Raw genomic sequence first — 26,248 nt, forward strand, 5'->3', positions numbered from 1 at the left:
TCTTTGAAACTATTATATCATAAATGAAAAAGCAGCCGCAACCATCCGGAGCGACTGCTTTCTTATCAGGTATGTTTATATTTATCCGTTAATCCGTTTCTTCAGATCTTCCACAATCTTCTTTTCAATGACTTCTGCCGCCGCTTTATCCGGCGCGCTTACGGTCACATAGGTCTTCAGCTTCGGCTCGGTGCCGGACGGACGCACAACGACAGATCCATGGCCTTCCAGCAGGAACTTCAGCACGTTTTCTTTCGGCAGCCCGTCGATGCCGGTGTTGTAGTCCAGCAGCGTTTCCACTTTCCGTCCGCCGAATTCCGTAATTCCCGCGGTCTGGAAATCTGTCATAATCTCCTTCATCTTCACAAAACCGGCCGCACCCTCAAACTGATAGGAGTACAGCGTGTTCAGGCAATAACCGTGGCGCTTGTACAGTTCGTCCAGCTTGTCCAGCAGGCTGATGCCCCGCGTCTTATAATAACAGAACATCTCGCAGATCAGGAAAGCGGCGTCCACCGCGTCCTTGTCCCGCACATAGGAACCGCTCAGGTATCCGTAACTTTCTTCAAAACCGAAAATATAGGAGTCGGCTTTCCCCTGTTTTTCCAGCAGGCCGATCTGCTCGCCGATGTATTTGAAGCCGGTGAGCACGTTCACCGTGCGCACACCGTAATGGCCGGCAATCTGTTCCACCATGTCCGTGGTCACAATGGTCTTGATCACCACCGGGTCTTTGGGCATGGTCCCGTTTTCCGTGCGGCGGGCGCAGACGTAATCCGTCAGCAGCATGCCCGTCTGGTTGCCGGAAAGCAGCTGGTAGTTGCCTTCTTTGTCTTTGACTGCAATGCCCACCCGGTCCGAGTCCGGATCCGTGGCCAGCAACAGGTCCGCGTTGTATTTCGCTGCGTATTCCATGCCCAGGGCCATGGCTTCATGGATTTCGGGGTTGGGATAAGGGCAGGTGGGGAAGTTGCCGTCCGGCTGTTCCTGCTCTTTTACTACCGTAATATTGGTGTAGCCTGTTTCCTTTAAGGTACGCAGCACCGGTTTCAGGCCCGCCCCGTTCAGGGGTGAGTACACAATGGCTACGTCTTTATTGATTTCCGCATCGCCCACTACCGACTGCTTCTTCACCTCTTCCACGAACGCAGTATATACTTCGTCCGGGATCCAGGCAATGCTGCCGGCTTTCAGGCCCTCTTCAAAGGCGATCCGTTTGCTGTCCGCGAACAGATCCAGCTTCTCGATTTCACCAAGCACTTCGTTGGCTGCCGCGGTAGTCATCTGGCACCCGTCGGCCCCGTACACTTTATAGCCGTTATATTTGGACGGATTGTGGGACGCGGTCACCATGATGCCCGCCGCGCATTTCAATGTCCTTGTGGCATAGGAAACACAGGGAACCGGCATCAGTTCTTTAAAAATGTACGCCCTGATCCCGTTGGCCGCAAACACCTCCGCCGCAATCTTCGCGAACACATCGCTCTTGATACGGCTGTCGTAGCTGATGGCGATGCTGCGTTCTTCCGCAGGGAAATGATTGATCACATAATTGCTCAGACCCTGGGAAGCCCGGGCCACGATATACACATTCATGCGGTTGGTACCGGCTCCGATGACACCCCGGAGGCCTGCCGTTCCGAACTCCAGATCCTTGTAGAACGCATCCTCGATTTTCGCTTCGTCACCGGCCATGGCCTCCAGCTCCGGTTTCAGATCCGGATCCGCCACCGCCTTCTCCAGCCAGATTTCATACTTTGCTTTTAATGCACTGTCCATGTCGCACCTCGCCAAAACATATTTAAAAATCTAAACAACAGGTTACTAACATACTATAATAATTAATTATAACAAATAACCGCGCGAAATAAAAGGAGCTGTGACAAAAGTCACAGCCCCTCACTCTGTTTCAATATGCTGTAAACCGCTTAAATACTTTCAACGCATTAATAGCCTGCCAGCAGCTCTTCCGTATGTTTGTAAACATCTGCCGGATCCATGATCTTCCGGGCAACGCCGGTCTCGATAGCCGCTTTGGCAACCGCTGCCGCAACAGCCGGGGCCACGCGTTTGTCAAAGGCATCGGCTACTACGTAATCTTCCCGCAGATCCTTGTCGTCGATCAGGTTGGCGATGGCATAGGTTGCCGCAATCTTCATCTGCTCGTTGATTTCCCTTGCCCGCACGTCGATAGCGCCACGGAATACGCCCGGGAATACGTTTACGTTGTTAACCTGGTTGGGAGCATCGCTGCGGCCCGTGCCGGCCACCCGCGCGCCTGCCGCTTTGGCAAAGTCGTACATGGCTTCCGGAACCGGATTGGCCAGCGAGAATACGATGGAATCCGGCGCCATGGATTTAATGATCTCTTCCGTGAATACGCCGGGGGAAGAAGCGCCGATCAGAACATCTGCGCCTACTGCCACGTCTTTCAGTTTACCGCTGATCTTATTCTTATTGGTAGTCTTAGCCAGCATTTCCTGGATGCGGTCCAGGGGTTTGCCCCAGTTGCAGCCTTCGTACAGGGTATCGTTGCGGCCTGCCATGATGAGGTTTTCCGCGCCCATTTCCGCCAGCAGACGGCCGATGGCCGTGCCTGCGGCGCCGCAGCCGTTCATGATGATCTTGGCAGTCTTGAGGTCTTTCTTTACGAAACGGAGAGCGCCCAGTACCGCGCTGACCGCCGCAATGGCCGTGCCATGCTGGTCATCGTGGAATACGGGGATATCCATGATTTCTTTCAGTTTGTCTTCAATGTCGTAGCATTTCGGGGAAGAAATATCTTCCAGGTTGATCGCCGCAAAAGAGGTTTCCAGCGCTTTTACGATCGCCACAAACTTATCGGGATCTTTTTCGTTGATGCAGACCGGGATCGCGTCCACACCGCCGAAGCGTTTGAACAGGACAGCCTTGCCTTCCATTACCGGCATGGCAGCGGCAGCGCCGATGTCGCCCAGACCCAGCACGCGGGTGCCGTCGGTGCAGATGCCGGCCATGTTGCCGCGGCAGGTGTACTCAAAAGCCATATCCGGCTGTTTTTTAATCTCTTTGCAGGGTTCCGCCACGCCGGGGGTATAGGCAACCGCCAGGTCATGCCGGTCATTCAGAGGCGCTTTGCAGCGGATCTCCATCTTGCCGTGATTCTCCAGATGCATTTTCAAGGACTCTTGCTGTAAATCCATGTACCATCCCTCCTAAATTAAATTATAACCTTTTGCACGTTCTTATACTTTATAATACAGAACAGTATACACTAATTTCTATATTATGTTATATTACTATCATACTATATTTAAGCAGAATAAGCAATATTCCGGCAACTGATTTACGCAAAAATTATCCCCGCACCGCTTTGCGTTTCATCACATAGTTCCAGAACATGACGATGAAGGTGGCGCCGATTTTCGCCAGCATGTAATGCAGTCCGAATTTTTCCACGAACAGCCACATGCAGACCTGGTTGATCCCCAGCCCCACGATACTGGAACCGATGAACAGCGCCGCCTGCCTGCCGGTCTGCTTCCCCGCGCCTGTAAACACGAAGATTACACACAGCCAGTAGTTGACGATCACCGACACGGTGAAGGAAATCGCTGCGGAATACAGGTAATGGATTCCCAGCCATTCCGTACAGATATAAAGCAGCGCGTAGTCTACTATAAAGGAGGCCCCGCCCACGATGGCAAAGCGCACTATCTCAAAAAGCTGATCCCGTTTCATGATGGTTGTTATCTTCTATCCTCAACTAAACTTTTTTTACGGTGCAACGTCTTCAGTTGCTTCCGGTCCATATTGTACTTATCTGAAGCCAGATTCAGATTGTCAGCACCATTGGGCGCGTTTTGTATACCCATAATTACCACAAGGGCATTATACAACAAATCGTTTGTCCAGTATTTTTCTTTATTTGCAGATAATGCTTGAAAAACAGGGCCGGAATCCCGGACAAATGAGTCTGACAAAAACATTACCAACGGAATCCGCGCCATCTGCCAGGTAAACTTGCTCGCCTCATGGCCTGTTCCCTCATCAGGATTTTCACCATGGTCCGACAAATAAATCATGGCTTTAAAATTCTTGTGTCCGGAAACTGTTTCGTATATTTTTTTCAATACATAATCGTTATAATAGACACTGTTATCATACTTTATAACTGCATCCCGGGACTTTTCGCCTTTAAACTTCTCAAATTTTCCAGGGTACCTGTCAGAATACAAACCGTGGCATCCCATTAAATGACAAACTATAAATATGTTCCCGTCTTTTTCAAAATCAATTTCTTCAATTCTCTTTGCTATCTCTTCGTCGTAATACTGGGTCAGATTCGATTTCCCGACATTGCCATTCAGCCAAATCTCCCGGTTGGCCGTACTAGCCATTTCCGCCGTAGGCGTATCCCAGGCGCTGTATTTTATCTGATTGCTGATCCAGTATGTTTTATATCCGGCTGCTTTCGCAACTTCCATCACAGAATATGCCTTAGATAACTGCATGTCATTATACTGGTTTTTTTCAGAAAGCGCATACGTTAATACGGGAACTGTATGCGTATGATTTGAATAGGCATTCCTGAAAAGAATGGTTCCCCTGTCTTGTATTGCAGCAGAAAGCCAGGGGGTATTCTCTCTATTATAGCCATACGCCTCCATATGGTCTCTTGTTTCCGATTCGCCGATTACAAGCACATACACTCCGCCCTGCCCGGGTTTAACAGCAAGTCCCGTAAGCTGTTTTAATGCCTTCATGCGCTTTTCTTTCGCTTTTCCGTATTCTTTATATTGCTTTAAAACACCGCCAGTCTGTTTATATACTGCAACAGAGTGGACGTTGTCCACCATGTCTGAGCCGACTCTACAGCCCAACACCATAACGATAACGGAAAGAATACATAAAACGATGTTTTTGCTCTCTTTATCCGGGTTAAAACGGGTCCGGTTTATATAATATACGATTCCCCCGACTGAAAGCAGCGCGAGTAAAATGCCCCCGCCCCACAACAGTACGCCTCTGTCTCTGATATAAGCAGCCGCTTCAGAAAAATTAGTCTGGAATAATGTTAAAACAATCGTTGCCGATAACAACTGTCCGCTTAAAAAATAATACCCGATGCAGGCAACCGGCGGCAGCAAAGCCGCAACGAGGAGAATATCGAATAAAAGACAGCAGAATCTTTTTATAAAAATATTCCTGATCGAATGAAGAAACCGCAACACACACATAAGGACAGCACAGATCAGATTGGCAAAGCAAAAAGCATCGACAATTTCCCTGCCGCTTAAGGGCATGTTAACAAAAAGTTTTATACAAGCTGCAAAAACATACAAAAAAGAAAAAATCGCAAAAGATTTTACTGCTTTTCTGTCAAAATCCCAAATTTGTAAAACGAGGCTGACGCAAAGAGCCGTTTTGAAAACATCGCCATAATGAGAAAACAAAAGCCTGGAAGAATTAGCAAAAAAGCGAATAAGGAAGGATATAAAAACAAATGCAATCACGCTTAATACTACATGTATTACGGTCATCATTCGGGAACGGTTATCTGTCCTGGGCATTTTTTCCTCCAACTGACAACTAGCTGTAACTAACAGTTTACATTATTTTGTACTTTTTCTGCAAGGAAGCAAAGCGATAATCCCCATATTTAATTTTGCCGTCATTTTGTAAACGACCGAGCACGATTCCAGGATCCCGATCTATCAACCTGGCGAAATGCAAAACATTTTGCAACGTAAAATGATGATCGTTTTCACTTAAAAACTGATGATAAGCATCTTCCGGAATCAATTTGTTTTCCGCAAATATATCAGCTTCATCTTCAGCATGATACTCCTTACCCTCAAACGTAATACCCATATCCCCATTAATTATATGACCTATCTCATGGAATAATGTAAACCAGAAAGTATCAGCATTTAGTCTGCGGTCATTGACCATCAGCATGACATTGTTTTTAATCTTTTTAGTTGCTCCATTGATTTTTGACCCAGGCATATTGGGAAGTATCACAAAATTCACACCCGCATCATAAAATGCTTTCTTAAGAAGCCTGTAGAATTCCTGATGCTTGCCTGTCAACGTAAGAGCATAATCCACAGTTTTATTAAACCGGGATCTGTCAAATTTAGGCGCAGGGTTATTTAGTGCCTGGTTTGTAGCTATCTGTACCATTATATTGGCTTTCACGATATTGGCCTCAGACAACTTATCCGTACTACTTCTAAAGTTGACAGCCATGTTTCTTTCTTTAAAAACAGAAAGAGTGGCAACCTTGAGGAATTTTCTTACCTGCTTAATCTGACAATCTATCTTTCTGGGAAGAGAAGGCAAACCATAATAGCTTTGAAAATATTTGTAATCCAAATAAGCGAACACCCGTCTTTCTTCCTCTAAAGCTTCTTCAGATTTGATTTCGGCACTTACCGTATCATAAGCGCTTTGAAGGTTCAGCCAATATTCAACACTTGTATCCAACATCCTCGCTAACTTCATGGCGATATCTGTAGACAGGTTTTGTTCTCCATTAACCAGGCAACTGATATTCTTCGGCGTTGTATCCAGCCGTCTCGCAAAATCGTATTGAGTCAGCCCGCTTTCTTCAATTGCCTCACTGATATAGTATCCGGGATGAAATGCTATTTTGTCATTATATTTAATATAATTACTCATAATGTTTGCTGACCTCCCTTATTTCCACAATATCAGCTATTTCAATTATTCCCACCAAACAATTTTCTGGCAACCTCCAAACTGGTACATTGTTTGTAAACTTTGGAGGTTGCATAGATTATTTCCATATTTTCACCCATCAATAAAATTACCTGTCAGGTAATTTTATTATAAAGGTTATACTTGTATAAGTCAATAGATAAACAAATCGCTTCCACCCTTTTATAGGCAGAAGCGATTGCTACATTCGAATTATCGCGAAGACCCCACTGTTTAGCCGACATATTGTCTGGTCCGCATATTCAGTTTTAGTTTCGCAGCATACTATTTACGCCTGCTTCTTCGGCACATCCCCCCGCAGGGCGGCGATGTTGCAGCTCAGTTCCCCGATGACTGCCGTCAGGCCCGCCAGCTTGTTTTCCATGCGCACCAGCAGAAACCAGCTCAGCACCATAGGGAAACCGAAATCCTTAATAAAGCCGAATACTTCGGAAACGTCCATCTTCAGCCACACTTTCCATGACCGGCTGAAGGATTACTCAGCCACCACGTCTGTGGTGACGGTACGCAGGCGGCCTTCCACCGCTTCCACGATATCGCCGCCGCTGGTGTTGAAAATGTTGTTTTCCACCACCACCTGCATGGCGGCGTCAATCTCTGCTTTTTTAATGCCGTTCTTCGGTTCCTCAATCTTGAGGTTAAACTTTTTACCTGCAGCATTTTTGAAGACCAGATCCAAATCAGTATCAGAAGCCACAATAATTTACCTCCTTTTTCCTTATCTTAATCTTATTCTTCCGTCAGGGAAGAACGTTCTACCACTACAAAGCCGGTGACTTCGTTATCGAACAGGCTGCCCAGGGCCTTGCCTGCCGCCAGCATTTTAGCCGGTTCGGCATCCGGCTTCACATTGGAATAGGTGTAAGTCTTGCTTACCGGATTCCCGTCCGCGTCTTCACCACGGGCAATGGAAACGTTAAGAGAACGTTTTAATACATTCATAACTGCTGCCATAGTATCACCTCCTTTCCGGTCAGAAGCATCAGGAATCTGCTTCTTCCATATGTATCCTTTACACCGCCCACAGAGTTACCGTCAGGCGGCCAAAAGAACTTTTCCCGCCGCCGTCAGGCCGGCATTCTCCTCATAGTGCCTGTCTACCAGGCCCTGCTCCCGCAGATCCCGGTAGAACGCCGCCTTTCCCCGCAGTACCTCACCGCCGGGCTGCAGTTTGCCGTAACAGGCGCTGTCCGGCAGGAACCAGAGATCCCAGCGCATGTCCGGATCCCCGTCACCGGGGCCGTAGCCGTCTTCAAACGCGGCTTCACAGTGGGTCATGACCGTTTCCGGTGTAATGGGAAGATGCAGTTCCTCACAGAGGATCGCCACCACATCGGCCATGACTTCAATCTGGATATCCGTAGGCGGCTGCGTACCGTAATCGATCAGGGCGCAGTCCTGCTTCTGCCCATCCGCAATCTCACAGGCTTCTTTCGTCTCATACCCGTCGCAGCCCACAGGCAGCCAGCAGCGGGCGTCCGCGCCGCAGCACAGGGCGATGCCGATGGCGCTGTGGTTGCGCATCCAGGTGTGTATCTTGATATCCGTCAGATGCCCGCAGTTCACATACACCGTGCCGTCCCGGCCGATACACAGATGGTAATCGTCGTACACCTGCCCGTAGCGGCCGGCAGTCCAGTGCAGGTAAATGGTCCGGATGCCGCACCCTGCTTCGCGGGCCATTTGCCGCAGCCCGCCTTCCAGAATGACTTCAGGGTTTTGTATCAGCATAATTCACCACCTCCTTTCCTTTCCGTAAATTTCCCTTGCACTTTAATAAACTCACGACCCCCTGAAAAAACAAATACTTTTTTAAAAAAATAAAAAATGCATCGAAGAGGATCCTGTTACAGAATTCCTTCGATGCATTTGTCACGTTGTCAGGATACATACAGCCTGCTACACGTACACATAAGACAAGGCAGCTATATGTTCTTTTCTTTCTCCCGGACAGCCAGGTACCGTTCTACCTTATCTTCAATGATAGCGTCAACCACCAGTTTGAACGCTTCACTGAAGGGCGGATAGAATAACGAACGGCAGTCCGGGACGGTTCGATGATCTTCGGCCTTCCCGGAGTTATCAGCTCCGGCATCCTCTGCCGGACCAGTCCCCTGTTCCGTCAGCTGCCCGCCCTTTTGCGCTTCCCCTGCCTGCGTAGTACTGCCGGCCAGTTCCGTTAACTTCAATACTTCTACAATCTTGAGCCGGTTCTTTTTCTTTGGGACCAGACGGCCCCGTTCCCAACGGGAATCCGTTTCCACCGATACACCGACCCTTGCAGAAAACTTGGCCTGGGTCAGGTTTAATTCTTTCCGCCTGTTTCGTATCAATTCAGGCGTAAGGACAATCCCCGGCTCAACATATACTGCAAAAGTTCCCCTCATCTGACTCACCTCCCATCATATGGTTTTGACAATCACGTTTTATATTTTAGAGACTTAACCAAAATTGTCAAGATACCAGACGTCCATTTCCCACATAAATACTTGACGTTTTGAAAAAAAAACTTGACGTGGCGGAAAATATTTCTGACGTATACACGTCAAGCTTCCGTCCGGTTTTTTTTAATCACCGGAACAGAACGTCAAAAGCGGGATAAACCTGACGTAACCGCGTCTGTTTTACGATTTTTTTGACGTTTCCGGCCCCGGGACGTCTGCTTTACAGCTAACGGCGCATTTTGATACAATCATCCATGTTTTCCATGCGTTTAAATCAAACTGACAAAGGAGAGAAAACTGCTTTATGGAATCAGATCTTACGAAAACAAAACCGTCACACACTGCCGGTAAGCATGCCAACCCCTGGAAACAATGGATCGCCCGGGCAAACCGGGGCGATGAGAGAGCGGCCCTGAACTTTTTTGCCAGCGTTGAACCTATCGTCCGGGAATTTTGCCGTATTCCCTATTTCCGTGACAACCTGGGTATAAATGAAATCTGCGGCATCTCCAACCATAAGCTGACGGAGTTTCTTAAACGCGCGCCCTACATCCGGACGGACGAAGAAGTGCCCTGCGTGTTAAAGACCGTTCTCCGCAACACACTGTTACGGAGTGTGAAACAGCACAAGACCCACTGTAAGATGCAGCAGCCATGTATTACAGACACCTGGCAAAAAGAGGCTGCCAACACAATCACCGAGTTACTGCCGGCAGACAGTTCCCTTGAACCGGAGGCCCTTCTCCTTCGAAACGAACTGACACAGGATGTAAAAGAAGCCCTGAAACAACTGAAACCCCTGGAACAGAAAGTTATCCGCGGCCTGTATTATGAAGGCAAAAACAACAAAGCGCTGGCAAATGACATGAATATTACGCCACAGTATGTATCCTTGCTGAAACGGAAAGGGTTGTCCCGTATGAAGAAACTGCTAAAGATAAAGTATCCTGAGCAGGACATACTGAAGTAACGGAATCCGCAATACCCACTATGCTATAAGAAAAGGAATGAGACACTTATCATGACCAGACAACTCTTAGCAAACACCTTTGACGCCAAAACCATCGCCGCCGTAGACTATCTGGCAGCAGAAGACGCGGACGCCGTGCTGGCCGTCTGGTTCCGGATGCTGGCCCTGGCCGTCCACGATCCGGAAGGCAGCGTGCGGCTGACCCCGGGCCTGCAGATGGATACCGAAGCACTGGCGGGGTATTTCCACTGTACCGCGGAGGCCGTAGAAGCAACGGTCCAGGTCATGGAACAGCTGCAGCTCCTCGCCAGAGACGAAACCGGCAACCTGCGGATACCCGCCTGCGGCGGAACGAACCGCGGCCGCAAAACAAAAAAAGCCTCTGACTCCAATCTGTTTTCCGGGGAAAAAGAAACAGAGAAAGAGAAACGAAAAGAAGCAAAAGAAAAGAGTAAAGAGAATAATAAAAAGGCGGATATCGCTGCCGCGATATCTGACGCGCGGCGGCAGACGGAACCGGAAATAAAAAATCAGGCCAAAACCCCGGATACACCGGTCCGGGCGGCAAAACAGGCAGCACCGCCCCAGCCAAAAGGCACCCGCCTGATCCCCGCCGGGCAGCTGCCGGAGGCGGTACAGAAGATTCTGGAGGCCTGGAACAGCCTGCCCCTGGACAACAAGTTCCAGGGCCTCTACCCCGCCATGCTGAAACGACTGGAAGCCCTGCTGGAACAGTACGGGGAAGAAGCCCTCCACAAAGCCATCCGCAACGTGGCCGGCAGCCAGTTCCTGCTGGGTCACTCCCGGAACAACCGGGGCTGGTCCATTACACTGGGGTGGATGCTGGCGCCGGAGCATCTGGAAAATATCCTGCAGGGAAAGTATCAGGACAAAAAGCCCCGGGGCGACAGCCTGCTGTTCCAGCCGGGGGACGAAGCGTCCCCCTACAGCAACGGATTCTACGGAACGGTGGTGAACTGACATGGACAACGATCTGACGCCGGTCGGGGAGATCCTCTCCGGTACTACCGGCTACGACTGGGCCAAATACGGCTACAGCCTCATCACCGAAGAAACCTTTGAAGGCGGCTACCACGAAGGGGACTACGAAAAGGACGGCGTCATGTACTGCGGCTACTGCCACACGCCCAAGCAGATTCTGCATATGTGGCGGGGGGAGATGCGACCCTTCCCCATCCACTGCCGGTGCCAGCGCGAATGCCTGGCGCGGATCGCGGAAGAACAGGAAGAACGGGCCCGGTGGGAAAAGGCGGAACTCTGCCGCCAGCATGCCCTGCCCTACGCCTATATGCACCGGTGGACCTTTGCCAACGATGACGGCGGCAGCCCCCGGGCCACCCGTTACTTCCGCCAGTACGCGGACAACTTCGAAGAAATGAAAAAAGACGGCAGCGGAATCCTCCTGTTCGGCCCCAAAGGAGCCGGAAAGACCTACGCCGCCGTCCAGATCGTCAACGCCCTGTGCGACAAAGGCTATCACTGCCTGGTGACCAGCTTCATGGAAATCGTAAAAAACCTGCTCTCCCTGAACCGGGAGAACAGGCAACAGTATCTGGATGATATATGCAACCACGACCTGCTGGTCTTCGATGACTTCGGCGGGGAGACCAACAGCAACTTCTTCGACATCAACATGGAAGAGATCGTAAAGACCTGCTACCGGAAATTCATTCCCATGATCGTCATCACGCCCCTGGCCCAGGACGCACTGGAACAGGGCCTGAACGCCACCCGCCAGAAAGCGGTGGACCGCCTGAAGGAACGCTGCTACTGCCTCACCCTACTCAATACCAGCCGGAACAAACAGCTGACAAAAGAACGGAAGGAGAAAATGGAAAAGCTGCTGGGGATTGGGAAGAAACTATAATCTCTATTTATGTAATAAATATAAATTCCATGCAATCGTGGCGCTGTCTTCCAATTCTTCCAACCCATAAAAAGCATTCATCAGGTCTTTTCCTCCCACAACAGGGCCATGATGCGCTAACAGAAAAGCATCGCTTTTTTCGATTCGTTCAGCAAAAAGGCGAAACAACTCCTGACTACCCGGTGCTGCAAAAGGGATCAATCCGACTGTTCCGACCTTCATCTTTAAATACGGCGTATGGCCTGGCATGACATCCTCTTCATTTTCATGGTGTAAGCATGACCATAACACACTGTATGTACAATGCGTATGAATAACCGCCCCGATATCCGGTGACTTTTTATAAAGCATTTGATGCAACGGGAACTCTTTACTGGGTTTTTCCCCTTTTAAAAGCTTTCCGTCAAACGAAACTTCTGAAAAATCTTCAGGTTTCAGACAGCCAAAACATGAGCCGGATTTGGTTATAACAATACGTCCATTGTGCAAAAAACTCATATTGGCCGAAGAGCCGGAAGCTCTGTTTTTCATGAAAAGCGTCCGGGCGATCCAACAAGCCGTCTCCAGTTTTTCCAACAGCGTATTCACTTTCTTTCACTCCCGTCCGTCAAAAATAACGCCTTTTCAAAAAAATCCTCCTCACCAAAATTCCCGGATTTAAGGATAATCCTTACAGAAGGATTTTTACAGGGAATCATGACCGGAACACCGGGCGATATACTTGGACCAATCCAAAATACATCATATCCTAAAGCTTTTATCACTGCGCCGGATGTTTCCCCGCCTGCCACCACAAAACGCGTATATTGTTTTTGCGTCGCAATGACAGCAATATCCGACATTGTTTTTTCCACTATGGACGAATACTCCTGCAAATGGGTTTTGCGAATCGACTCCAGATATTCCGGTGTTTCCGAACTGTAAAACAGAACCGGTGTACCTTTATGAAGTTCTAAAAACTCTTTTATCCCTTCCAGCGTCTGTTGTCCACACCTGACCGCACCCGGATCGATTTTTAACGAAACACCGCCAGTTTCCTTAAACCGCGCAATCTGCCGGAGTGTCGCCTGGGAACAGCTGCCGGCAATAAGAAGCGCTTCTCCCGCTGTTTCAGCTGTCAAAGCTTCATCAGGCTTAACTTTTCCTTTTAAAAGATGTTTTGCCCATATTTCAAGAATACCAGATCCTCCGGTAAGACATTGGATATGACCGAAACACCTGATTATTTCTTCGCCATCTTCATCTGTTTCATAGTCCGGCACAAAATAGAAGCATTTCTGACCTGCTGTGTATGTCTCAATTTCGCGGTCCCAGTTTGCCTGCATTTTGTTGAGTTGCTCTCTGGAAAGATTGATGCAGTTGTACCGGCTTTGCGGTTTCATCAACTGTGATATATCACTTTGCAACATAGGGTTCAGAGGATGAAAACGCATATGACTTTCTGCCAGCGGGGTTCCGTTGACGTACAAAGTACCCCCCCTCACGGTCCGGCCGTTTACGGGAAGCGAGGGACACAGAAGGGAAAAAGGCTCTTTCAGGTAATCTAACACTGCATCACAGACCGGCCCGATATTTCCTTTTTCCGTTGAATCAAATGTGGAACAGTATTTGATGTAAAAATACCCAGCCCCATGTTCCTTAAGCCACTGCACAGCATGCAACGATTCGGCTACAGCCTTGCCAGGTTCCTCTGTCCGCGTTTTCAACGCAATCACAACGGCGTCCGCTTTTTCACAAAACAGAACCGCATCATCCGCCGGTATTCCCGTGCATAAAACAGTCCGCATACCGCCTTTGACAAGAAATGAAGCCGCATCACTGGCTCCGGTAAAATCATCAGCAATACATCCTAAAATCACGTTCCCACCTCGCTTGGTTCCTTGCTATTCCAGATCGTTCATTTTGTGTAGAAAATAACTGCTAAATATCGCAGCGGCTCTTCCCCAATGTTTTCAATTTTGTGCAAGTGACCGTCAGGACAATAGTTTACATCGCCAGGGCCAACCTCTATTATCTCTGCATCATCTGTAACCCTTCCTTTGCCACTGATAAAATAACAAACTTCACTGTCACCATGATGAACATGAGATCCGACTACTCCGCCGACATCAAGGGAACAATCCGCAAATAACCGCCCGACACCGCTCATCTCATCCTGCGTAATAATGTGTTGTTGTATAAAATTCCCTTTACCGTTGAACATTTCCTGCAAAACAGTTTTCTTCTTTTCCTTTGCTTTCCTCAGCATACAAGATTCTCCTTCGTTACCCCTAGTACATAATAAGCGGCATTTATAACACAAATGCCGCTTATATCCGTTTCAAATTAATTCTAACATCACTTTGCCAGGAAGTTTGCGGCAACGAAAGTCAGCCACGCCATATTGATGGCACCGCCGATACGGGAACAAATCGTCAGGAACGGCAATAACTCCATGCGGTTTGCCGCCGAAAGAACGGCAACGTCGCCGGTTCCGCCCATATCCGCCAAACCCAGGCCTGCCATAATAGCACCTTCAATAAAGTAAAATCCAAATATGTAACACAAGGTACCCGAGACAAGTGTTGTTACCACAACACAGAGTATGCAAAGAATCAGGAAAACCGGATCGCCAAAAAGTTTAATTACATTCTTTAACTGCAATACACCCAAAGAAATGGCGCATAACGTGCAGGGTGTCATGATTTTAGCCATGAAACTCGTCCAGGCGCCCGAAGCCTGGCAAACATCTTCTTCCAGAACGTCTGCAATCTTCAGACCAACCGCAATAACGATCATGTACAGATAAAAATGCAGTCCGCCGGGGATATATTTTTCCAGAATCCTCGCCGCCATGTAAATACCGCAGGTCATCAAAAAGCCGGTTTTTAAAGCGCTAAAGGTTGTTGCGTTGGGATCTTTTGCCAACTGTTCTTTTTCCTTTTCCGAAATATCGACCGTTTCTTCGTTACGGAGCAATCTGCCGTTGGAACCGGCAAAACCTTTCATCAGGAAATTTGGATGCTTCTTCCCCCAGGCAGCCAGAACACAGGCAATCAGGATCGTACACACGTTAGCTACCATAACAGAAGATGTCAGTGTTGTCAAAATTGCTTCTTTATTTCCGCCCCCGTATCCTGCGTAAATTTCAGACAGCGGTACGGCAGAAGCACTGACACCGGAGCCGAGAATCGGGCCTGCCACATTCAGCATTGTGTTGACAAACCCATAACCCATGACCGCGCCGACCGCGCCGGAAGCCGCCGTTGCAACAATAATCGTCAGAATCATCGGAATGATGAAGCGCATCCCTGCCTTTATCAGGGTTTTGCGATTCATTGCCAGAATACTGCCTACTAAAAGGCCGGGAACCAAAAATGAAGTAAAATCATAGCCGCTGAAAAAATTCTTCGCTATTTTTGCAGCAGACTCGGGAATAAGCCCAATATAAACCAGATAGGAAGGCACCAAAACCGTCAGTATTGTACCTAACCCGTAATCATTCAATACAGGGACACGGTCGCCTATCCACATCAACGCAACCCCTAATACCAGACAGATTGCAAAACCGCCACCCATTTTATTGGGCACCAAATTTAACTGCATCGCCGCAATTGTACAAAGCGCAACCGCCAAAAAGACCGATAATGGCATTCCACCGATACGAATCTTGTTTTCCATACTTAAAACCTCCATTTGCACCTAAATACGCGTCGTCGTAGCAATAATCCGGTTATAATCTTAATGCTTCCGGTACATTATATTTTTCTGCCAGAGCCCGGTTTTCCATAATTACTTCCATCGGATAGACAATGCCTTCCGCCTTAGCTTTCTTCAGATTATTGGCTTCGATTTCACCCGGGACAAAAATCTCTTTCACGCCATCTGCCTTCCGGCCATTCTTTATATAATCAACCACTTCGTCCATGCGCTTCTTGAACGCTTCCAGATTATCGATAGCCTCAATATTGATACACTGCATCAGGTGTCCGGAGTTTTGGATTTTTTCCGGTTCTTCATAAAGATCGATCACCTGCGGGCCGAAATAGGAACCGTTCAAAACTGCCGCCAAAACCATGTTCATAAAAGTCTGGCAGTATCCTTTATATCCGGCAAAAGGCTGAACTGTACCTAAGTAACCTGCTTCCGGGTCTGTAGTGGGATTGCCGTTCACATCTTTGGCCCATGTGTCGGGAATGGGAGAATGTGTTTTTTTCGCCATGACAATTTTACCGCGCGCAACAACACTGGTTGCCATATCCATTACAACATTCGGTTTGGTAGCGCAAGGCACGCTGATTGCATAAGGATTATTGCCCAGCATCCGTTCAGTACCACCGGTAGGAGCCATGATATTTACGGCATTTATAGTCCAGCAAAAGCCTATCATGCCAGAATTAGCCGCCATTTCTGCGTAGTGGGCGCAAGTACCGAAATGATTACTGCCGGTTATGGAGACTGCGGAAGTACCGAACTTTTTTGCCAAATCAATCGCAACGTTCATACCGTAGGAAGCAGCAACCATGCCCATGGAATTATGACCATCCACTAATGCCGTCGCGCCAAACTGTTTCACAATTTCCGGTTGAGCCGATACACTGGTCCCTCCCTGTTCAAAACGTTTAAAATACAATGAACTTCTCTGGATTCCGTGAGAATATACGCCCCGCGCATCCGCTTCCACAAGATGCTGAGAAACGCAGTACGCATCTTCCTTACTCATGCCGGCAGCCCGATACAAAGCTTCTTCACATTCTAATACTCTTTCAATTGGCAGTGTCATTGTTTTGTTAAAATGATAATCCGCATTGCCCATAATACCTTACCTCCATGCACATTAATACTTTAAAATCTGCACATTTATTCTACGACCGAAACCTTTTTCAATCGCATGCCGGCAGCAGAAATATGTTTTCTCATAGCTTCACAGGCGCCTTCCGCATCACCAAGACGCATGTGTTCATATACAGCTTCATGTTCTTTTAATGTAATCAGCATAGAAGATTTATCAACAAGAACTTTCTCAATCCAGATTTCTAACAATCTCCGAATCGTTTTAAGCATCTGCACAATCGCAGCATTTCCGGTTGCCTGAACAATGGTCATGTGGAATTCAACATCGGCAACCGTAAACGCTTTAACATCATTACCTTCTACAGCGTCGTGCATATTGGCGATAATCTTATCGAGCTGCTTCATATCCTGATTTCCACCACGCTGGGTAGCCAGTCTTGCAGCTTCGCTTTCCAGAATGACCCGGATTTCAGCAATTTCAGAAACAGATTTAAAACCTATTATAAGCCCCCAACTCAGAGGAGCCGTATAAAACCCATCATTGCCTTCAGAAATATACGTACCCTGTCCCTGCCGTATCTCCAGAAGACCAAGCATTACTAGAACTTTAATCGCTTCCCTCAGGGTGGATCGGCCAATCCCTAACTGTTCAGAAAGTTCCCTCTCCGATGGGATTTTATCTCCCTTGTGTATGGTTCCGTCCATTACACCGCCCAGTATATAATTACATAATTCCTGGATTACATCATTTACAATACTTTTCTTTTGAGAAATTGGTTTTAAAGTCATAAATTACTTCTCCTTAAGTGGTATGATGTCTGATGTCCTTATGTCTATTGTAAAAACTTACAGCTTCAAAGTCAATATAAAAATAAATTGTATGAAAATTGAGTACATTTTCTTCAAAGAATTAAATTTACGAAAAACAAAAGCCCGGCATAGCCGGGCTTTTATCTTTTTCAACTTATTAACAACCTAAATCCCCGTACAAATCTTCTTTATAAATTTCGTCTGCAATCAGTTTCCGGAAACTGTTTGCCACAGCCGGCTTGTCTTCCTTGTACGTGACACCAAACCACCGGTCATGAGAAGACAGAACGGTAAACGCCACACCCTCTTTTAACATGCCGTCCGCAATAATGGGAAGCAGGTACTCATCTTTCATGGGATCAGACAGGTTTTCCAAAAATACAGGGAAGCCTTTTTTCAGTACTTCCATGAACCCCTGCGGATAGCACCAGAAATTCATGGATACCAGGGATTCCGTATCAATCGCACATCCGTCCGCCTCTGCGCCATCGGCTGTTTTTATGATGTTTTTCGTTTCCTTAATACCAACCAGCTTCCCGTCCTGCACGGAACAAATACCACGGGTCACGCCACCGTTATCGGATAAGGTGTTCTTTAACACGTAACCGACCAGGCCGTACTCTTCCTGATCCAGGAACTGTGCGGCCTTTACAAAGCCTTCTTTGCCGTAATAATCATCGGCGTTGATTACGCAAAACGGGGAATCCAGCAGACCGTCACAGGCCAGCACCGCATGCCCGGTACCCCAGGGCTTGGTACGGCCTGCCGTTTTTTCTTTTCCGGCGAAATCAGGGATATCCGACAGTTCCTGAAACGCGTAAGCCACTTCCACCTTGTGGGCAGCGCACACTTTTTCAATCCGGTTGCCAATCACCTCACGGAAATCCTTTTCAATGTCATGACGGATGATAAACACAATTTTAGTAAACCCGGCCGCAATCGCATCGTGGATGGAATAATCAATAATAATGTGACCGTGGTCATCTACCGGTTCCAACTGTTTGATGCCGCCGCCAAAGCGGGAACCGATGCCCGCTGCCAAAATTGCCAGCGTTTTATTCATCGTTAGCGTCTCCTTTTCATATTTACATTATATTAACCAAAAACTGCGTTTCAAAATAGCTTTTAATATTAATATCTCGGAAAGCTAACCGTTCCTCTGCTTCACCTGTTCCTGAAAATTGACTCGATACGGTCGTTCCAGCTGAACACCCCATACCGCTGGAGGGTGTACAGCGTCTGTTTCTTTTCCGGTGCAACGGAGGCCAGGAAGGCCATTTCATAGTATTTTCCGACCTTGTCCAGAACTGCCTTGTCCACTTTCCCTTCCGGATAGGCCAGGGCATAGACGGGTCTGCCCAGCAGCTTTTCCAGAGCTTCCCTGGACCGGCGCATTTCAAATTCGATTTCCGTATCGGCCATGCCTGCCAGGCTTTCATGATTCACCGTATGGGAACCGATCGCCATACCGTTCGCCTGCATCTCCCGCAGCTCGTCCGCAGTCATACGGTTTACGTTACCGACGGTACTGCTTACCACAAAAAAGGTGCCGGACACCTTTTCATCCAATAAAATGGGATAGGCGTAGTTATAATTATCCGCATACCCGTCATCAAAGGAAATGAGCAGCGCCTTCTCCGGAAGAGAAGCTTTGCCGGCCAGGCACTGCCGCAAGTCATCCACATCAATAAAAGTATACCCTGCTTTCTTAAACTCCCGGATATGCCGGCGAAACAGTTCCGGTGACACATTCAGGGGATCGCGCTTCCGGTCCGGCCGTACTTCATGATAACAAAGGGCCGTAATCCGGGGAATATCCGGTGAAATTTCCTTTACCGCCTGCAACCGGTTCATTTCCTGTCGCACGCTGGGCCCGTACAGATTCCGCGCCAGATTCCCCAACAGGGAATAATCCTGTTCCAGCCAGCCCATATAATGGGCCATGGAAAACAACCCCGCACATAAACAGATAATACCTGTAACAACGATTTCTGACTTGAACTCTTTCAGGGACACTGATTAAACCTTCTTTATAATATTATTGCAGCGCTTTCCGGCGCGCGTTTGATTGCATCATCCCACCAATCACGGTTTTCCACATACCAGCGAATAGTCTTTTTTATTCCGTCCGTGAATTCCGTTTCCGGCTGCCATCCAAGTTCATTGCGGATCTTCGATGTGTCAATGGCATAGCGCCGGTCATGCCCTTTCCGATCAGGAACATAGGTAATCAACGACTCAGGTTTGCCAAGCTCTTTGCAGATCTGTTTTACAATATCAATATTATGCATCTCATTGTGACCACTGACGTTGTAAATTTCACCCGCACGGCCTTTGCGGATAATAAGGTCAATTGCCTTACAATGATCTTCAACATAAAGCCAGTCCCGGACATTTAACCCGTCCCCATAAACAGGAAGCGGTTTACCGTTTAAACAATTTGTGACCATTAGCGGAATCAGCTTTTCCGGGAACTGATACGGCCCATAATTATTTCCGCATCGGGAAATAGTCACGGGAAGTCCGTATGTACGATAATAAGCCATTACCAACAAATCCGCCCCGGCCTTGGATGCGCTGTAAGGGGAAGAAGCATGCAAAGGTGATTCTTCCGTAAAATACAACTCCGGCTGATCCAAAGGCAGTTCCCCGTACACCTCGTCCGTGGACACCTGGTGGTACCGTTCAATTCCATACTTCCTGCAGGCATCCATCAGGACACCGGCGCCAATGATATTGGTTTCCAAAAAAATCCGCGGGTTCTCAATAGACCGGTCCACATGGCTTTCCGCAGCAAAATTCACCACAATGTCCGGGCGCTCTTCTTCAAACAGCCGGTACACACCCGAACGGTCACAGATATCCCCTTTCACAAAACGGAATTTTGGTTGTTCCAACACCGGTCGCAACGTGGATAAATTACCCGCATAGGTCAGCTTGTCCAGGCAGATGATCCGGTATTCCGGGTGAGCCTTCCGCATATGAAAAATAAAATTTGAGCCGATAAAGCCGGCGCCGCCGGCTATAATAATGCTTTTCATTCAGACCCCCAGTAACCGGGTTCTAAAACTATCCATTGTTTTGTTCATGTATAGTGTTTTCTATACTATTCTTTGTCATCCAAAAAATTTGCGTTTTAAAAACAAACCGCCCTTTTTCAGCCAGTTCTGCTTTTCCATAAACGAAACATTCTGTTCTTTATATAGAATCCGGTTCTTCTCCAGCCATACATCCAGCAGCCGCTCGCCCACAAACCCGAAGACGCGTTGATTATATGGGTCAAAGGAAGAAACATCCAACCGTTTTTCCAACTCAAATAAAACAGAAAACAGCCACTGACAATAGGCATCAAACAGATCCCGCCGCATGACGAACATATTGAACATATGCGCCCAGGTCCGGTTCATCACCTTGGTAAACGCGGCGCTGTATTCCGGATATCTTTCCTGAATAATCCGTTCCGTTTCGTCCAGCCCGATGGCAGGGTGGGCATGATTATAGTGACTGCGGTTTGTTTCAATGTAATAGTTCCGCTTATCCGCCACCACTACCGGAAAGGCAGATAACAGTTCTTCCCATTCATCTTTACCCAGAATCTGTGCTTTCTTTTTATCATTATTCCGCACTTCCTTACGGGTAAAATAGCGACGGTAATGCACCAGCCCGACATAATCTGATTCCAGATTTTTCCACGCCCAGTACAGACCGGTCAGTTCACAGAACGAAGCATTTTTACCGCTTATATTGTCACCACTGTTATCTCCCAAAAAGCCAATATCCGGCTTCCCTTCCCGCCCTACATGCAAAGGAAGGTAAACCGGATCCTCGGGAATCCAGTATGGTTTATGAATGGCAATTAATATTTTGATGTTCATAGCTGACTGCGTCACCAGCACGCCTCCCGTATTAATGACGTATCCCTGTATTTCCTTAATTATAACAAAACCCTTTGGCTTTGCCAAAGGGTTTATGGCCTTTCCGTTATACATACTAATCTAACACCCTTTTCGCGCAATCAAGCGCGCTTCTTAGTACATCGTCCATATCATAATATTTATACTCCGCCAGCCGGCCACCAAAAATAACGTCCTTCTCTTTTTTCGCCAGTTCTGCATATTTAGTGTATTCTCCCCAAAATCTAAAGAGGAAAAACAAAATCCGGCATCTGCCAGTTCCAGCTGTCGCGGCACATATCTACTCTATCAACCGCATAACATTAACCAAACAAAAAGCCTCTAAGTGTATTCTTTGATTTTATTTTATTTTTTTCTTCTTCAATACATTGTAAGCTCTGTTTAATTAAACCTTTGACCATTGGCAGTTGAAAATCGACAATATTCTTCAAATTTTGTGTATAATTATTAATTAATACTTCTCTGTATCTTTGCGTAGCATCAACTTCAAACGGAAAGGTTAAGATGCGTTTTGCATAATATTCTAAATCCTTAACATCATCGAACAAGCCTTTAACTTCAATGTAACATTTGATAATTTGTTCAATAGCATCCTGATTATTTATTAAGCCAAATTTGGATGATATATTATCAAAAACAGAAAAATAGTTAAGCGTTATAGAGATATAAGGGAAAAAAATATGTTTATTACCCTCGGAAGCAAATTCCAAATACTGCTCCTCTCTACTGCAAATTAACATATCAAGAGAAGAAAGTTCGGCATGTAAAGCACTTAACACAGAAATTCTTTCCTCATTCTTTTTTTTAAACTCTTTATATTTGCCAAATACATAAACCAAAATAGCCGGCATAGCTGCAAATACAAAGATATCTTTAGTTAAATTGACAACGATTTCATAAGATAACATTTCCATAATTTAATTCATTTTGAATTTAATGGCCGGTTCTTATCAAACGCAAGTTCAATATTTTCACGTTTGCGACTCTTTATTCTCTTCGTTTTCTTCCTCTGTTGTTGCATTTGCTTTTTTTATCAAAGTTGCATTAATTAAATCTTGCATGATTTCAATAGTTTTTGGTGAAGTTAATGCCATATAGGTTATATCATTCAACTCATTCCTGTTTTTGGCATCGACTATATAACTAGATAAATGAATAACATAATAATCCTTCTCAACGGCAGCCGGGGTAATCCTGTTCTGATCGGCAGTAAACAGAACCGCATTTTTGAACTCTTCTCTGTCCTCATGCAACCACGCCATTTAACAATCCCACCTCGTACATATTTCTATATAGCCTATCCGGATAATATGGGAAGTACTGTTTTAAGATGTCAAAACTCAAGTCATTTGCCTTCATGTACCCGACAAGCCTGTCTGTCAATTCCGTACCATCAATCTCAGCAATGTCTCTGACCTCCTTCATGAGATCAAGGAACTGCAGGATGCTCGCGTTACCGTCATTAATTTCGACATAAGGACGCCTGATAATAACACGCTGGCTGCCAATGGTAGTGTCGCGATAATCTGTGGTCGCTTTATTAGTGTACACCTCGTAAACCACGGGTACCTGCGTCGTGATCCCCAGCTGATTGGCAAACATCATCCCGCTTAGATAACCGCAACGACAGCCATCGTCAACCAGATATTTTTTTCGAATCACATCATCTGGCGATAGCATAGACCCGAAACGGAACATAGATTTTCTGGGAAGGTAATAGATGCCCGTATCAAAACGTTTCAGTCTTCCATCTTCCGTTAGCTTCTTGATCTGCTGGCGTAGTGAAACAGACTTCATATCAGGAATCTTCAGCTCTGACAAAAAAATGGGTTCATTCAAATCGTAGTTCTCTGTCAGATAACTATAAACTTTATCAATCTGAGCCATCTCCGCACCTCCTTTCAAAACATTTAAGAAAGTTCATTTTCTTATTTGTTATTATACTCCCTATAAAGTTTGATAACAAGTCCCCAAACTTAACTTTTTTATGAAAACGACCATCTGCGTATAAAACTGCATATTCCGGTCCCTTCGGCATAAAATTCCGCTTAAAACGGCATAATAATTTAATACGTGTTATAAGTACTTTCGTTGTCAGACTACGTCTAAATGCCGTGCCGTTCCTCCAGAATGGTCATGCCTTTCTTGCGGAATTTGCAGCCGCGGCAAACAATTGCTTCAACACTTCAAAAGCCGCCTGCTTTTTGGCTTTGGTCTTGCCCGGGGCCAGACCCACGCCGCTTATACCGTCGCAGCGACAACGGCAGTACCAGTGATCCAGATCCCGCTCTTCAAACTCGTAGACCGGAGCCTGTGCCAGATATTTTTTCTGATACAGCTCCTGTAGCTGGTTAATGCTGTTCTCCAGCTCCGGCATAATACCCGACTCCTTTAAATTGACCCACAGGCCGTGGTTCATCACAAACCGATACGCATCCCAGGCCGCTTCCTCCCGGGCCTTGCTGCGGTTCTGTGCCCTGAACACATCCACGCGCTGGTACTGATGAATTTCTTTGTCATTGGCAGGCACGCGGTAACGTAACGTGCAATCATACCAATCCTTATACCCATGCACCTCATACTCCGGCATCGTGCCAAAATTCCGCTGATGCCAGGCATTAAAAATGTCGTAATAACTGGCTTTCAAAAACTCATCCGGCTTCTCCAGTTGCACGCAGATCAGTTTGTCCACCACACCGGTAATGATATCCCAATCCCAGTCACAATCTATTGTCACCGCACCAATAAGAGCCTCCATCATATCTTCCCGGCTGCTTTCCGTTGCCTCTTCCCCGGTTCCATACAGAATCAGCCTGTCCAAACCAAGTTCTGCAGCACGAGCCGATAAAAACTCTTTGGAAACAAAACGGCTGCGTATCTTCGTAAGATCGCCTTCCTGAAAACGCACCATAAACGGCGCCTCGGTCTTTTCCTCCTGTATCGAGGAAAGCTGCTGCAACATGTCCCGGGTTACCACCGTGTTCAGCACCGTGTCACCCAGAAACTCCAGTTCCTCGTTACAGCCGGAGAGCCCGTACTCCACTGCAAACGCACGGCGGGTAAAAGCCTGCCGCAGCAGGTTTTCATTGACAAACTCATACCCGATGGCCTCACGCACCGTAACAACCGGATTCTCCGTAACCGGCACACAATCTATCTTCAACAGATTCAGGTGGTCCGAAAGATCATCCAACCAAATATCATAATCAAAACACTGTTCCTCTTTATCCCAATACTCTTCGCCCATCTCCGGAGTGAACGCTTCTTCCTCCCAGTCATCCGCTTCGTCTTCATCAAGTTCCTCTTCCTCATCATAGTCTTCATTCAGCGTGTAATCGTCGTTCAAACGCCCGATTTCCACCAGAGAATCAAAATAGTCCTTGATGTCCACCAGGTCCTGCGCTATTTCGTCCAGAGAATCCGGAATAAAGTCTTCTTCCCAGGCCATACCTGCTCCGTCTCTGAGTGGTTCGGGCCATGCACAATTTTCCGGCCAGGGCTTATGTTTCACATTATTGCTTCCCTTCAACTTGTTTTCTAACATAAAAATACCTCCATGCATTCCGACATTTGCCGTTAATAAACATGGAGGACATGATCTGATTCTTTGTTTTGCGCAAAACACGCATACTGCCACCGGGAGGAAGTTACAGTACGCCTGTTCCCCGCGCTGATCCATCGAAACCATTGCAACGATTTATCGTAAGCTATCTCTCTGCCTGCCGGCCCCCTTTCCAAAACCGGCAACCAGGATGATATACATACGGCAAAACGCCTCATGCCATCCATGCAATATTATTGTATACGATATTACGTAGGATGACAAGAGGGTTAACAAAAGATTGCATTCTCATACGTTTTCATCTATCATCCGTCCTCTGATTTACAGAAATAGTTTCACACTCTCTTTAATAAATCACCTTCGCAATTCAGTGACTAACAATCCAACATTACTGCCAACCTCATTTTTAAGTTTTACTATATCTTCACAGTAAGACTTTTCATTTGCAATTGCAATGTCAATTCTTCCAACAAGCTCTATAGCATTGTAACTCGTCAATTACATACGTTTTACCCTCCTTTGATAGTAAAACTTCTAATAAGTCCAGTATTCTTAGCGTACCATCAGACTCCTCTGATAATTCAAACAGTATACCATCCTTACCATGTGAAAATTCGATTGTCTGACATTCAACTTTTTCATCCTTACTTACCGTTATAGCAAAAAAATCAAACTTACTTCTCATTACCATAATGCTTTTTTCATTGTCATTATTTTGCCTGTGTTCTACCTGTTTCCGCTCAATGTCTCCTGTAATACGATCACGAAGATTTTTGGGCAGTGTTTCCAGTACTTGTTCCAACTGCACATCAATCATTTTATAATCAGTTATGCCTGTACCGAATGCAGAAATTACTTTGCATACTTCCTTGACATTATCTGCTCTCGAAAGATAGTAGTAATCTGAAATAGGCACATCTGGAAAATTAATGTCTAATGCTTGTTTTATCCAATCAAATACATCCTTTAAAATATGAGCTTTTTCAAATTTAAGATAAAAATTCTTTTTGTTTCGATTCATGACAGTCAAAAAAAGAACCGTACTGTCATCTTTGATATCGCTTGTGTAAACTTCCATTGTTTGCCACATTTGAAGAACCGGAATTAAACGTTGCAGAAAATATATTTTTTGTTGGATATCCAAATGATTGATATGATATA

28 protein-coding genes and 1 pseudogene are annotated in these 26,248 nt (G+C 46.6%); 3 read left to right on the top strand and 26 right to left on the bottom strand.

Annotated elements, in window-relative coordinates:
* Nucleotides 1-81 precede the first annotated feature (81 nt).
* From BM159_RS08855 to BM159_RS08905, 10 genes are all read right to left on the bottom strand, one after another.
* On the bottom strand, nt 82-1,779 hold the full coding sequence (locus BM159_RS08855; RefSeq protein WP_093913888.1) for a phospho-sugar mutase: 1,698 nt from the start codon (nt 1,777-1,779) through the stop codon (nt 82-84).
* A 167-nt stretch (nt 1,780-1,946) separates the two neighbouring features.
* Nucleotides 1,947-3,182, bottom strand: a complete 1,236-nt coding sequence (locus BM159_RS08860; RefSeq protein ID WP_093913889.1) for an NAD(P)-dependent malic enzyme — start codon at nt 3,180-3,182, stop codon at nt 1,947-1,949.
* A gap of 154 nt (nt 3,183-3,336) precedes the next feature.
* A complete protein-coding gene (locus tag BM159_RS08865) occupies nt 3,337-3,720 on the bottom strand; it encodes a GtrA family protein (protein ID WP_093913890.1) in 384 nt (127 codons plus the stop codon).
* An 8-nt stretch (nt 3,721-3,728) separates the two neighbouring features.
* Nucleotides 3,729-5,564, bottom strand: a complete 1,836-nt coding sequence (locus BM159_RS08870; protein WP_143089419.1) for a phosphoethanolamine transferase — start codon at nt 5,562-5,564, stop codon at nt 3,729-3,731.
* A gap of 25 nt (nt 5,565-5,589) precedes the next feature.
* A complete protein-coding gene (locus BM159_RS08875) occupies nt 5,590-6,666 on the bottom strand; it encodes a HigA family addiction module antitoxin (RefSeq protein WP_093913892.1) in 1,077 nt (358 codons plus the stop codon).
* 328 nt (nt 6,667-6,994) lie between these two features.
* Complete coding sequence (locus BM159_RS08880) at nt 6,995-7,180, bottom strand: YvrJ family protein (RefSeq protein WP_093913893.1); 186 nt, start codon at nt 7,178-7,180, stop codon at nt 6,995-6,997.
* Between the two features lie 21 nt (nt 7,181-7,201).
* The gene (locus BM159_RS08885) at nt 7,202-7,423 is read right to left on the bottom strand and encodes a DUF2922 domain-containing protein (protein WP_093913894.1); all 222 of its coding nucleotides are present in this window, start codon (nt 7,421-7,423) and stop codon (nt 7,202-7,204) included.
* A gap of 32 nt (nt 7,424-7,455) precedes the next feature.
* A complete protein-coding gene (locus BM159_RS08890) occupies nt 7,456-7,680 on the bottom strand; it encodes a DUF1659 domain-containing protein (RefSeq protein ID WP_093913895.1) in 225 nt (74 codons plus the stop codon).
* 81 nt (nt 7,681-7,761) lie between these two features.
* Nucleotides 7,762-8,457, bottom strand: a complete 696-nt coding sequence (locus BM159_RS08895) for a peptidoglycan recognition protein family protein (protein WP_093913896.1) — start codon at nt 8,455-8,457, stop codon at nt 7,762-7,764.
* Nucleotides 8,458-8,651: 194 nt separating this feature from the next.
* On the bottom strand, nt 8,652-9,113 hold the full coding sequence (locus BM159_RS08905; protein ID WP_093913898.1) for a helix-turn-helix domain-containing protein: 462 nt from the start codon (nt 9,111-9,113) through the stop codon (nt 8,652-8,654).
* Nucleotides 9,114-9,474: 361 nt separating this feature from the next.
* Here BM159_RS08905 and BM159_RS08910 point away from each other — a divergent pair, with 361 nt between their 5' ends.
* The 3 genes from BM159_RS08910 to BM159_RS08920 are packed head-to-tail and all read left to right on the top strand — an operon-like array spanning nt 9,475 to nt 12,028.
* On the top strand, nt 9,475-10,140 hold the full coding sequence (locus BM159_RS08910) for an RNA polymerase sigma factor (protein ID WP_093913899.1): 666 nt from the start codon (nt 9,475-9,477) through the stop codon (nt 10,138-10,140).
* Nucleotides 10,141-10,191: 51 nt separating this feature from the next.
* Entirely contained in the window at nt 10,192-11,121 is a 930-nt protein-coding gene (locus tag BM159_RS08915) for a phage replisome organizer N-terminal domain-containing protein (RefSeq protein WP_093913900.1), read from the top strand.
* Between the two features lies 1 nt (nt 11,122).
* On the top strand, nt 11,123-12,028 hold the full coding sequence (locus BM159_RS08920; protein WP_093913901.1) for an ATP-binding protein: 906 nt from the start codon (nt 11,123-11,125) through the stop codon (nt 12,026-12,028).
* Nucleotides 12,029-12,031: 3 nt separating this feature from the next.
* On the opposite strand, the gene BM159_RS08925 is transcribed toward BM159_RS08920, so the two are convergent.
* The 16 genes and pseudogenes from BM159_RS08925 to BM159_RS08995 all read right to left on the bottom strand — a co-directional run bounded on the left by BM159_RS08925 (nt 12,032) and on the right by BM159_RS08995 (nt 26,231).
* The gene (locus tag BM159_RS08925) at nt 12,032-12,616 is read right to left on the bottom strand and encodes a class II aldolase/adducin family protein (protein WP_093913902.1); all 585 of its coding nucleotides are present in this window, start codon (nt 12,614-12,616) and stop codon (nt 12,032-12,034) included.
* Entirely contained in the window at nt 12,613-13,887 is a 1,275-nt protein-coding gene (gene otnK, locus BM159_RS08930; protein WP_218149558.1) for a 3-oxo-tetronate kinase, read from the bottom strand. The genes BM159_RS08925 and otnK overlap by 4 nt, the downstream gene beginning before the upstream one ends.
* 38 nt (nt 13,888-13,925) lie before the next feature.
* Entirely contained in the window at nt 13,926-14,276 is a 351-nt protein-coding gene (locus tag BM159_RS08935) for a cupin domain-containing protein (RefSeq protein WP_093913903.1), read from the bottom strand.
* Nucleotides 14,277-14,365: 89 nt separating this feature from the next.
* Entirely contained in the window at nt 14,366-15,688 is a 1,323-nt protein-coding gene (locus BM159_RS08940) for a 2-hydroxycarboxylate transporter family protein (RefSeq protein ID WP_177205986.1), read from the bottom strand.
* Nucleotides 15,689-15,740: 52 nt separating this feature from the next.
* Nucleotides 15,741-16,823: an Ldh family oxidoreductase gene (locus BM159_RS08945; protein WP_093913905.1), complete on the bottom strand. Its 1,083-nt coding sequence runs from the start codon at nt 16,821-16,823 to the stop codon at nt 15,741-15,743.
* Nucleotides 16,824-16,867: 44 nt separating this feature from the next.
* Entirely contained in the window at nt 16,868-17,590 is a 723-nt protein-coding gene (locus BM159_RS08950) for a FadR/GntR family transcriptional regulator (RefSeq protein WP_093913906.1), read from the bottom strand.
* A 178-nt stretch (nt 17,591-17,768) separates the two neighbouring features.
* Complete coding sequence (locus tag BM159_RS08955) at nt 17,769-18,674, bottom strand: sugar phosphate nucleotidyltransferase (RefSeq protein ID WP_093913907.1); 906 nt, start codon at nt 18,672-18,674, stop codon at nt 17,769-17,771.
* 101 nt (nt 18,675-18,775) lie between these two features.
* Complete coding sequence (locus BM159_RS08960; protein WP_093913908.1) at nt 18,776-19,627, bottom strand: polysaccharide deacetylase family protein; 852 nt, start codon at nt 19,625-19,627, stop codon at nt 18,776-18,778.
* 14 nt (nt 19,628-19,641) lie between these two features.
* Entirely contained in the window at nt 19,642-20,652 is a 1,011-nt protein-coding gene (gene rfbB, locus BM159_RS08965) for a dTDP-glucose 4,6-dehydratase (protein WP_093913909.1), read from the bottom strand.
* Nucleotides 20,653-20,727: 75 nt separating this feature from the next.
* Nucleotides 20,728-21,486, bottom strand: a complete 759-nt coding sequence (locus BM159_RS08970; RefSeq protein WP_093913929.1) for a DUF4422 domain-containing protein — start codon at nt 21,484-21,486, stop codon at nt 20,728-20,730.
* Nucleotides 21,487-21,601: 115 nt separating this feature from the next.
* Nucleotides 21,602-21,736, bottom strand: a pseudogene (locus BM159_RS12245) (UDP-galactopyranose mutase); the annotation flags it as partial.
* A gap of 91 nt (nt 21,737-21,827) precedes the next feature.
* On the bottom strand, nt 21,828-22,439 hold the full coding sequence (locus BM159_RS08975) for a hypothetical protein (protein WP_093913910.1): 612 nt from the start codon (nt 22,437-22,439) through the stop codon (nt 21,828-21,830).
* A gap of 57 nt (nt 22,440-22,496) precedes the next feature.
* Nucleotides 22,497-22,787 (bottom strand): hypothetical protein, encoded by a 291-nt coding sequence (locus BM159_RS08980; RefSeq protein ID WP_093913911.1) that lies wholly within the window; start codon nt 22,785-22,787, stop codon nt 22,497-22,499.
* Nucleotides 22,771-23,412, bottom strand: coding sequence for a hypothetical protein (locus BM159_RS08985; protein WP_093913912.1), 642 nt, complete (start codon nt 23,410-23,412; stop codon nt 22,771-22,773). Before BM159_RS08985 ends, BM159_RS08980 begins: the two co-directional genes overlap by 17 nt.
* Before the next feature lie 247 nt (nt 23,413-23,659).
* Nucleotides 23,660-25,069, bottom strand: coding sequence for a ribonuclease III domain-containing protein (locus BM159_RS08990; protein ID WP_177205987.1), 1,410 nt, complete (start codon nt 25,067-25,069; stop codon nt 23,660-23,662).
* 475 nt (nt 25,070-25,544) lie between these two features.
* Complete coding sequence (locus BM159_RS08995) at nt 25,545-26,231, bottom strand: AAA family ATPase (RefSeq protein WP_093913914.1); 687 nt, start codon at nt 26,229-26,231, stop codon at nt 25,545-25,547.
* Nucleotides 26,232-26,248: the final 17 nt, after the last annotated feature.

The organism is Succiniclasticum ruminis DSM 9236 (assembly GCF_900112895.1).
GTDB lineage: Bacteria > Bacillota > Negativicutes > Acidaminococcales > Acidaminococcaceae > Succiniclasticum > Succiniclasticum ruminis.

What these genes read in the sequence shown, in the direction of transcription:
- BM159_RS08935 (WP_093913903.1), bottom strand. Translation starts at nt 14,276, where the DNA reads ATGCTGAGGAAAGCAAAGGAAAAGAAGAAAACTGTTTTGCAGGAAATG.
- rfbB (WP_093913909.1), bottom strand. Translation starts at nt 20,652, where the DNA reads ATGAAAAGCATTATTATAGCCGGCGGCGCCGGCTTTATCGGCTCAAAT.
- BM159_RS08940 (WP_177205986.1), bottom strand. Translation starts at nt 15,688, where the DNA reads ATGGAAAACAAGATTCGTATCGGTGGAATGCCATTATCGGTCTTTTTG.
- BM159_RS08865 (WP_093913890.1), bottom strand. Translation starts at nt 3,720, where the DNA reads ATGAAACGGGATCAGCTTTTTGAGATAGTGCGCTTTGCCATCGTGGGC.
- BM159_RS08915 (WP_093913900.1), top strand. Translation starts at nt 10,192, where the DNA reads ATGACCAGACAACTCTTAGCAAACACCTTTGACGCCAAAACCATCGCC.
- BM159_RS08955 (WP_093913907.1), bottom strand. Translation starts at nt 18,674, where the DNA reads ATGAATAAAACGCTGGCAATTTTGGCAGCGGGCATCGGTTCCCGCTTT.
- BM159_RS08895 (WP_093913896.1), bottom strand. Translation starts at nt 8,457, where the DNA reads ATGCTGATACAAAACCCTGAAGTCATTCTGGAAGGCGGGCTGCGGCAA.
- BM159_RS08980 (WP_093913911.1), bottom strand. Translation starts at nt 22,787, where the DNA reads ATGGCGTGGTTGCATGAGGACAGAGAAGAGTTCAAAAATGCGGTTCTG.
- BM159_RS08990 (WP_177205987.1), bottom strand. Translation starts at nt 25,069, where the DNA reads ATGTTAGAAAACAAGTTGAAGGGAAGCAATAATGTGAAACATAAGCCC.
- BM159_RS08905 (WP_093913898.1), bottom strand. Translation starts at nt 9,113, where the DNA reads ATGAGGGGAACTTTTGCAGTATATGTTGAGCCGGGGATTGTCCTTACG.
- BM159_RS08945 (WP_093913905.1), bottom strand. Translation starts at nt 16,823, where the DNA reads ATGGGCAATGCGGATTATCATTTTAACAAAACAATGACACTGCCAATT.
- BM159_RS08890 (WP_093913895.1), bottom strand. Translation starts at nt 7,680, where the DNA reads ATGGCAGCAGTTATGAATGTATTAAAACGTTCTCTTAACGTTTCCATT.
- BM159_RS08975 (WP_093913910.1), bottom strand. Translation starts at nt 22,439, where the DNA reads ATGGAAATGTTATCTTATGAAATCGTTGTCAATTTAACTAAAGATATC.
- BM159_RS08950 (WP_093913906.1), bottom strand. Translation starts at nt 17,590, where the DNA reads ATGACTTTAAAACCAATTTCTCAAAAGAAAAGTATTGTAAATGATGTA.
- BM159_RS08860 (WP_093913889.1), bottom strand. Translation starts at nt 3,182, where the DNA reads ATGGATTTACAGCAAGAGTCCTTGAAAATGCATCTGGAGAATCACGGC.
- BM159_RS08855 (WP_093913888.1), bottom strand. Translation starts at nt 1,779, where the DNA reads ATGGACAGTGCATTAAAAGCAAAGTATGAAATCTGGCTGGAGAAGGCG.
- BM159_RS08920 (WP_093913901.1), top strand. Translation starts at nt 11,123, where the DNA reads ATGGACAACGATCTGACGCCGGTCGGGGAGATCCTCTCCGGTACTACC.
- BM159_RS08985 (WP_093913912.1), bottom strand. Translation starts at nt 23,412, where the DNA reads ATGGCTCAGATTGATAAAGTTTATAGTTATCTGACAGAGAACTACGAT.
- BM159_RS08875 (WP_093913892.1), bottom strand. Translation starts at nt 6,666, where the DNA reads ATGAGTAATTATATTAAATATAATGACAAAATAGCATTTCATCCCGGA.
- BM159_RS08970 (WP_093913929.1), bottom strand. Translation starts at nt 21,486, where the DNA reads ATGAACATCAAAATATTAATTGCCATTCATAAACCATACTGGATTCCC.
- BM159_RS08910 (WP_093913899.1), top strand. Translation starts at nt 9,475, where the DNA reads ATGGAATCAGATCTTACGAAAACAAAACCGTCACACACTGCCGGTAAG.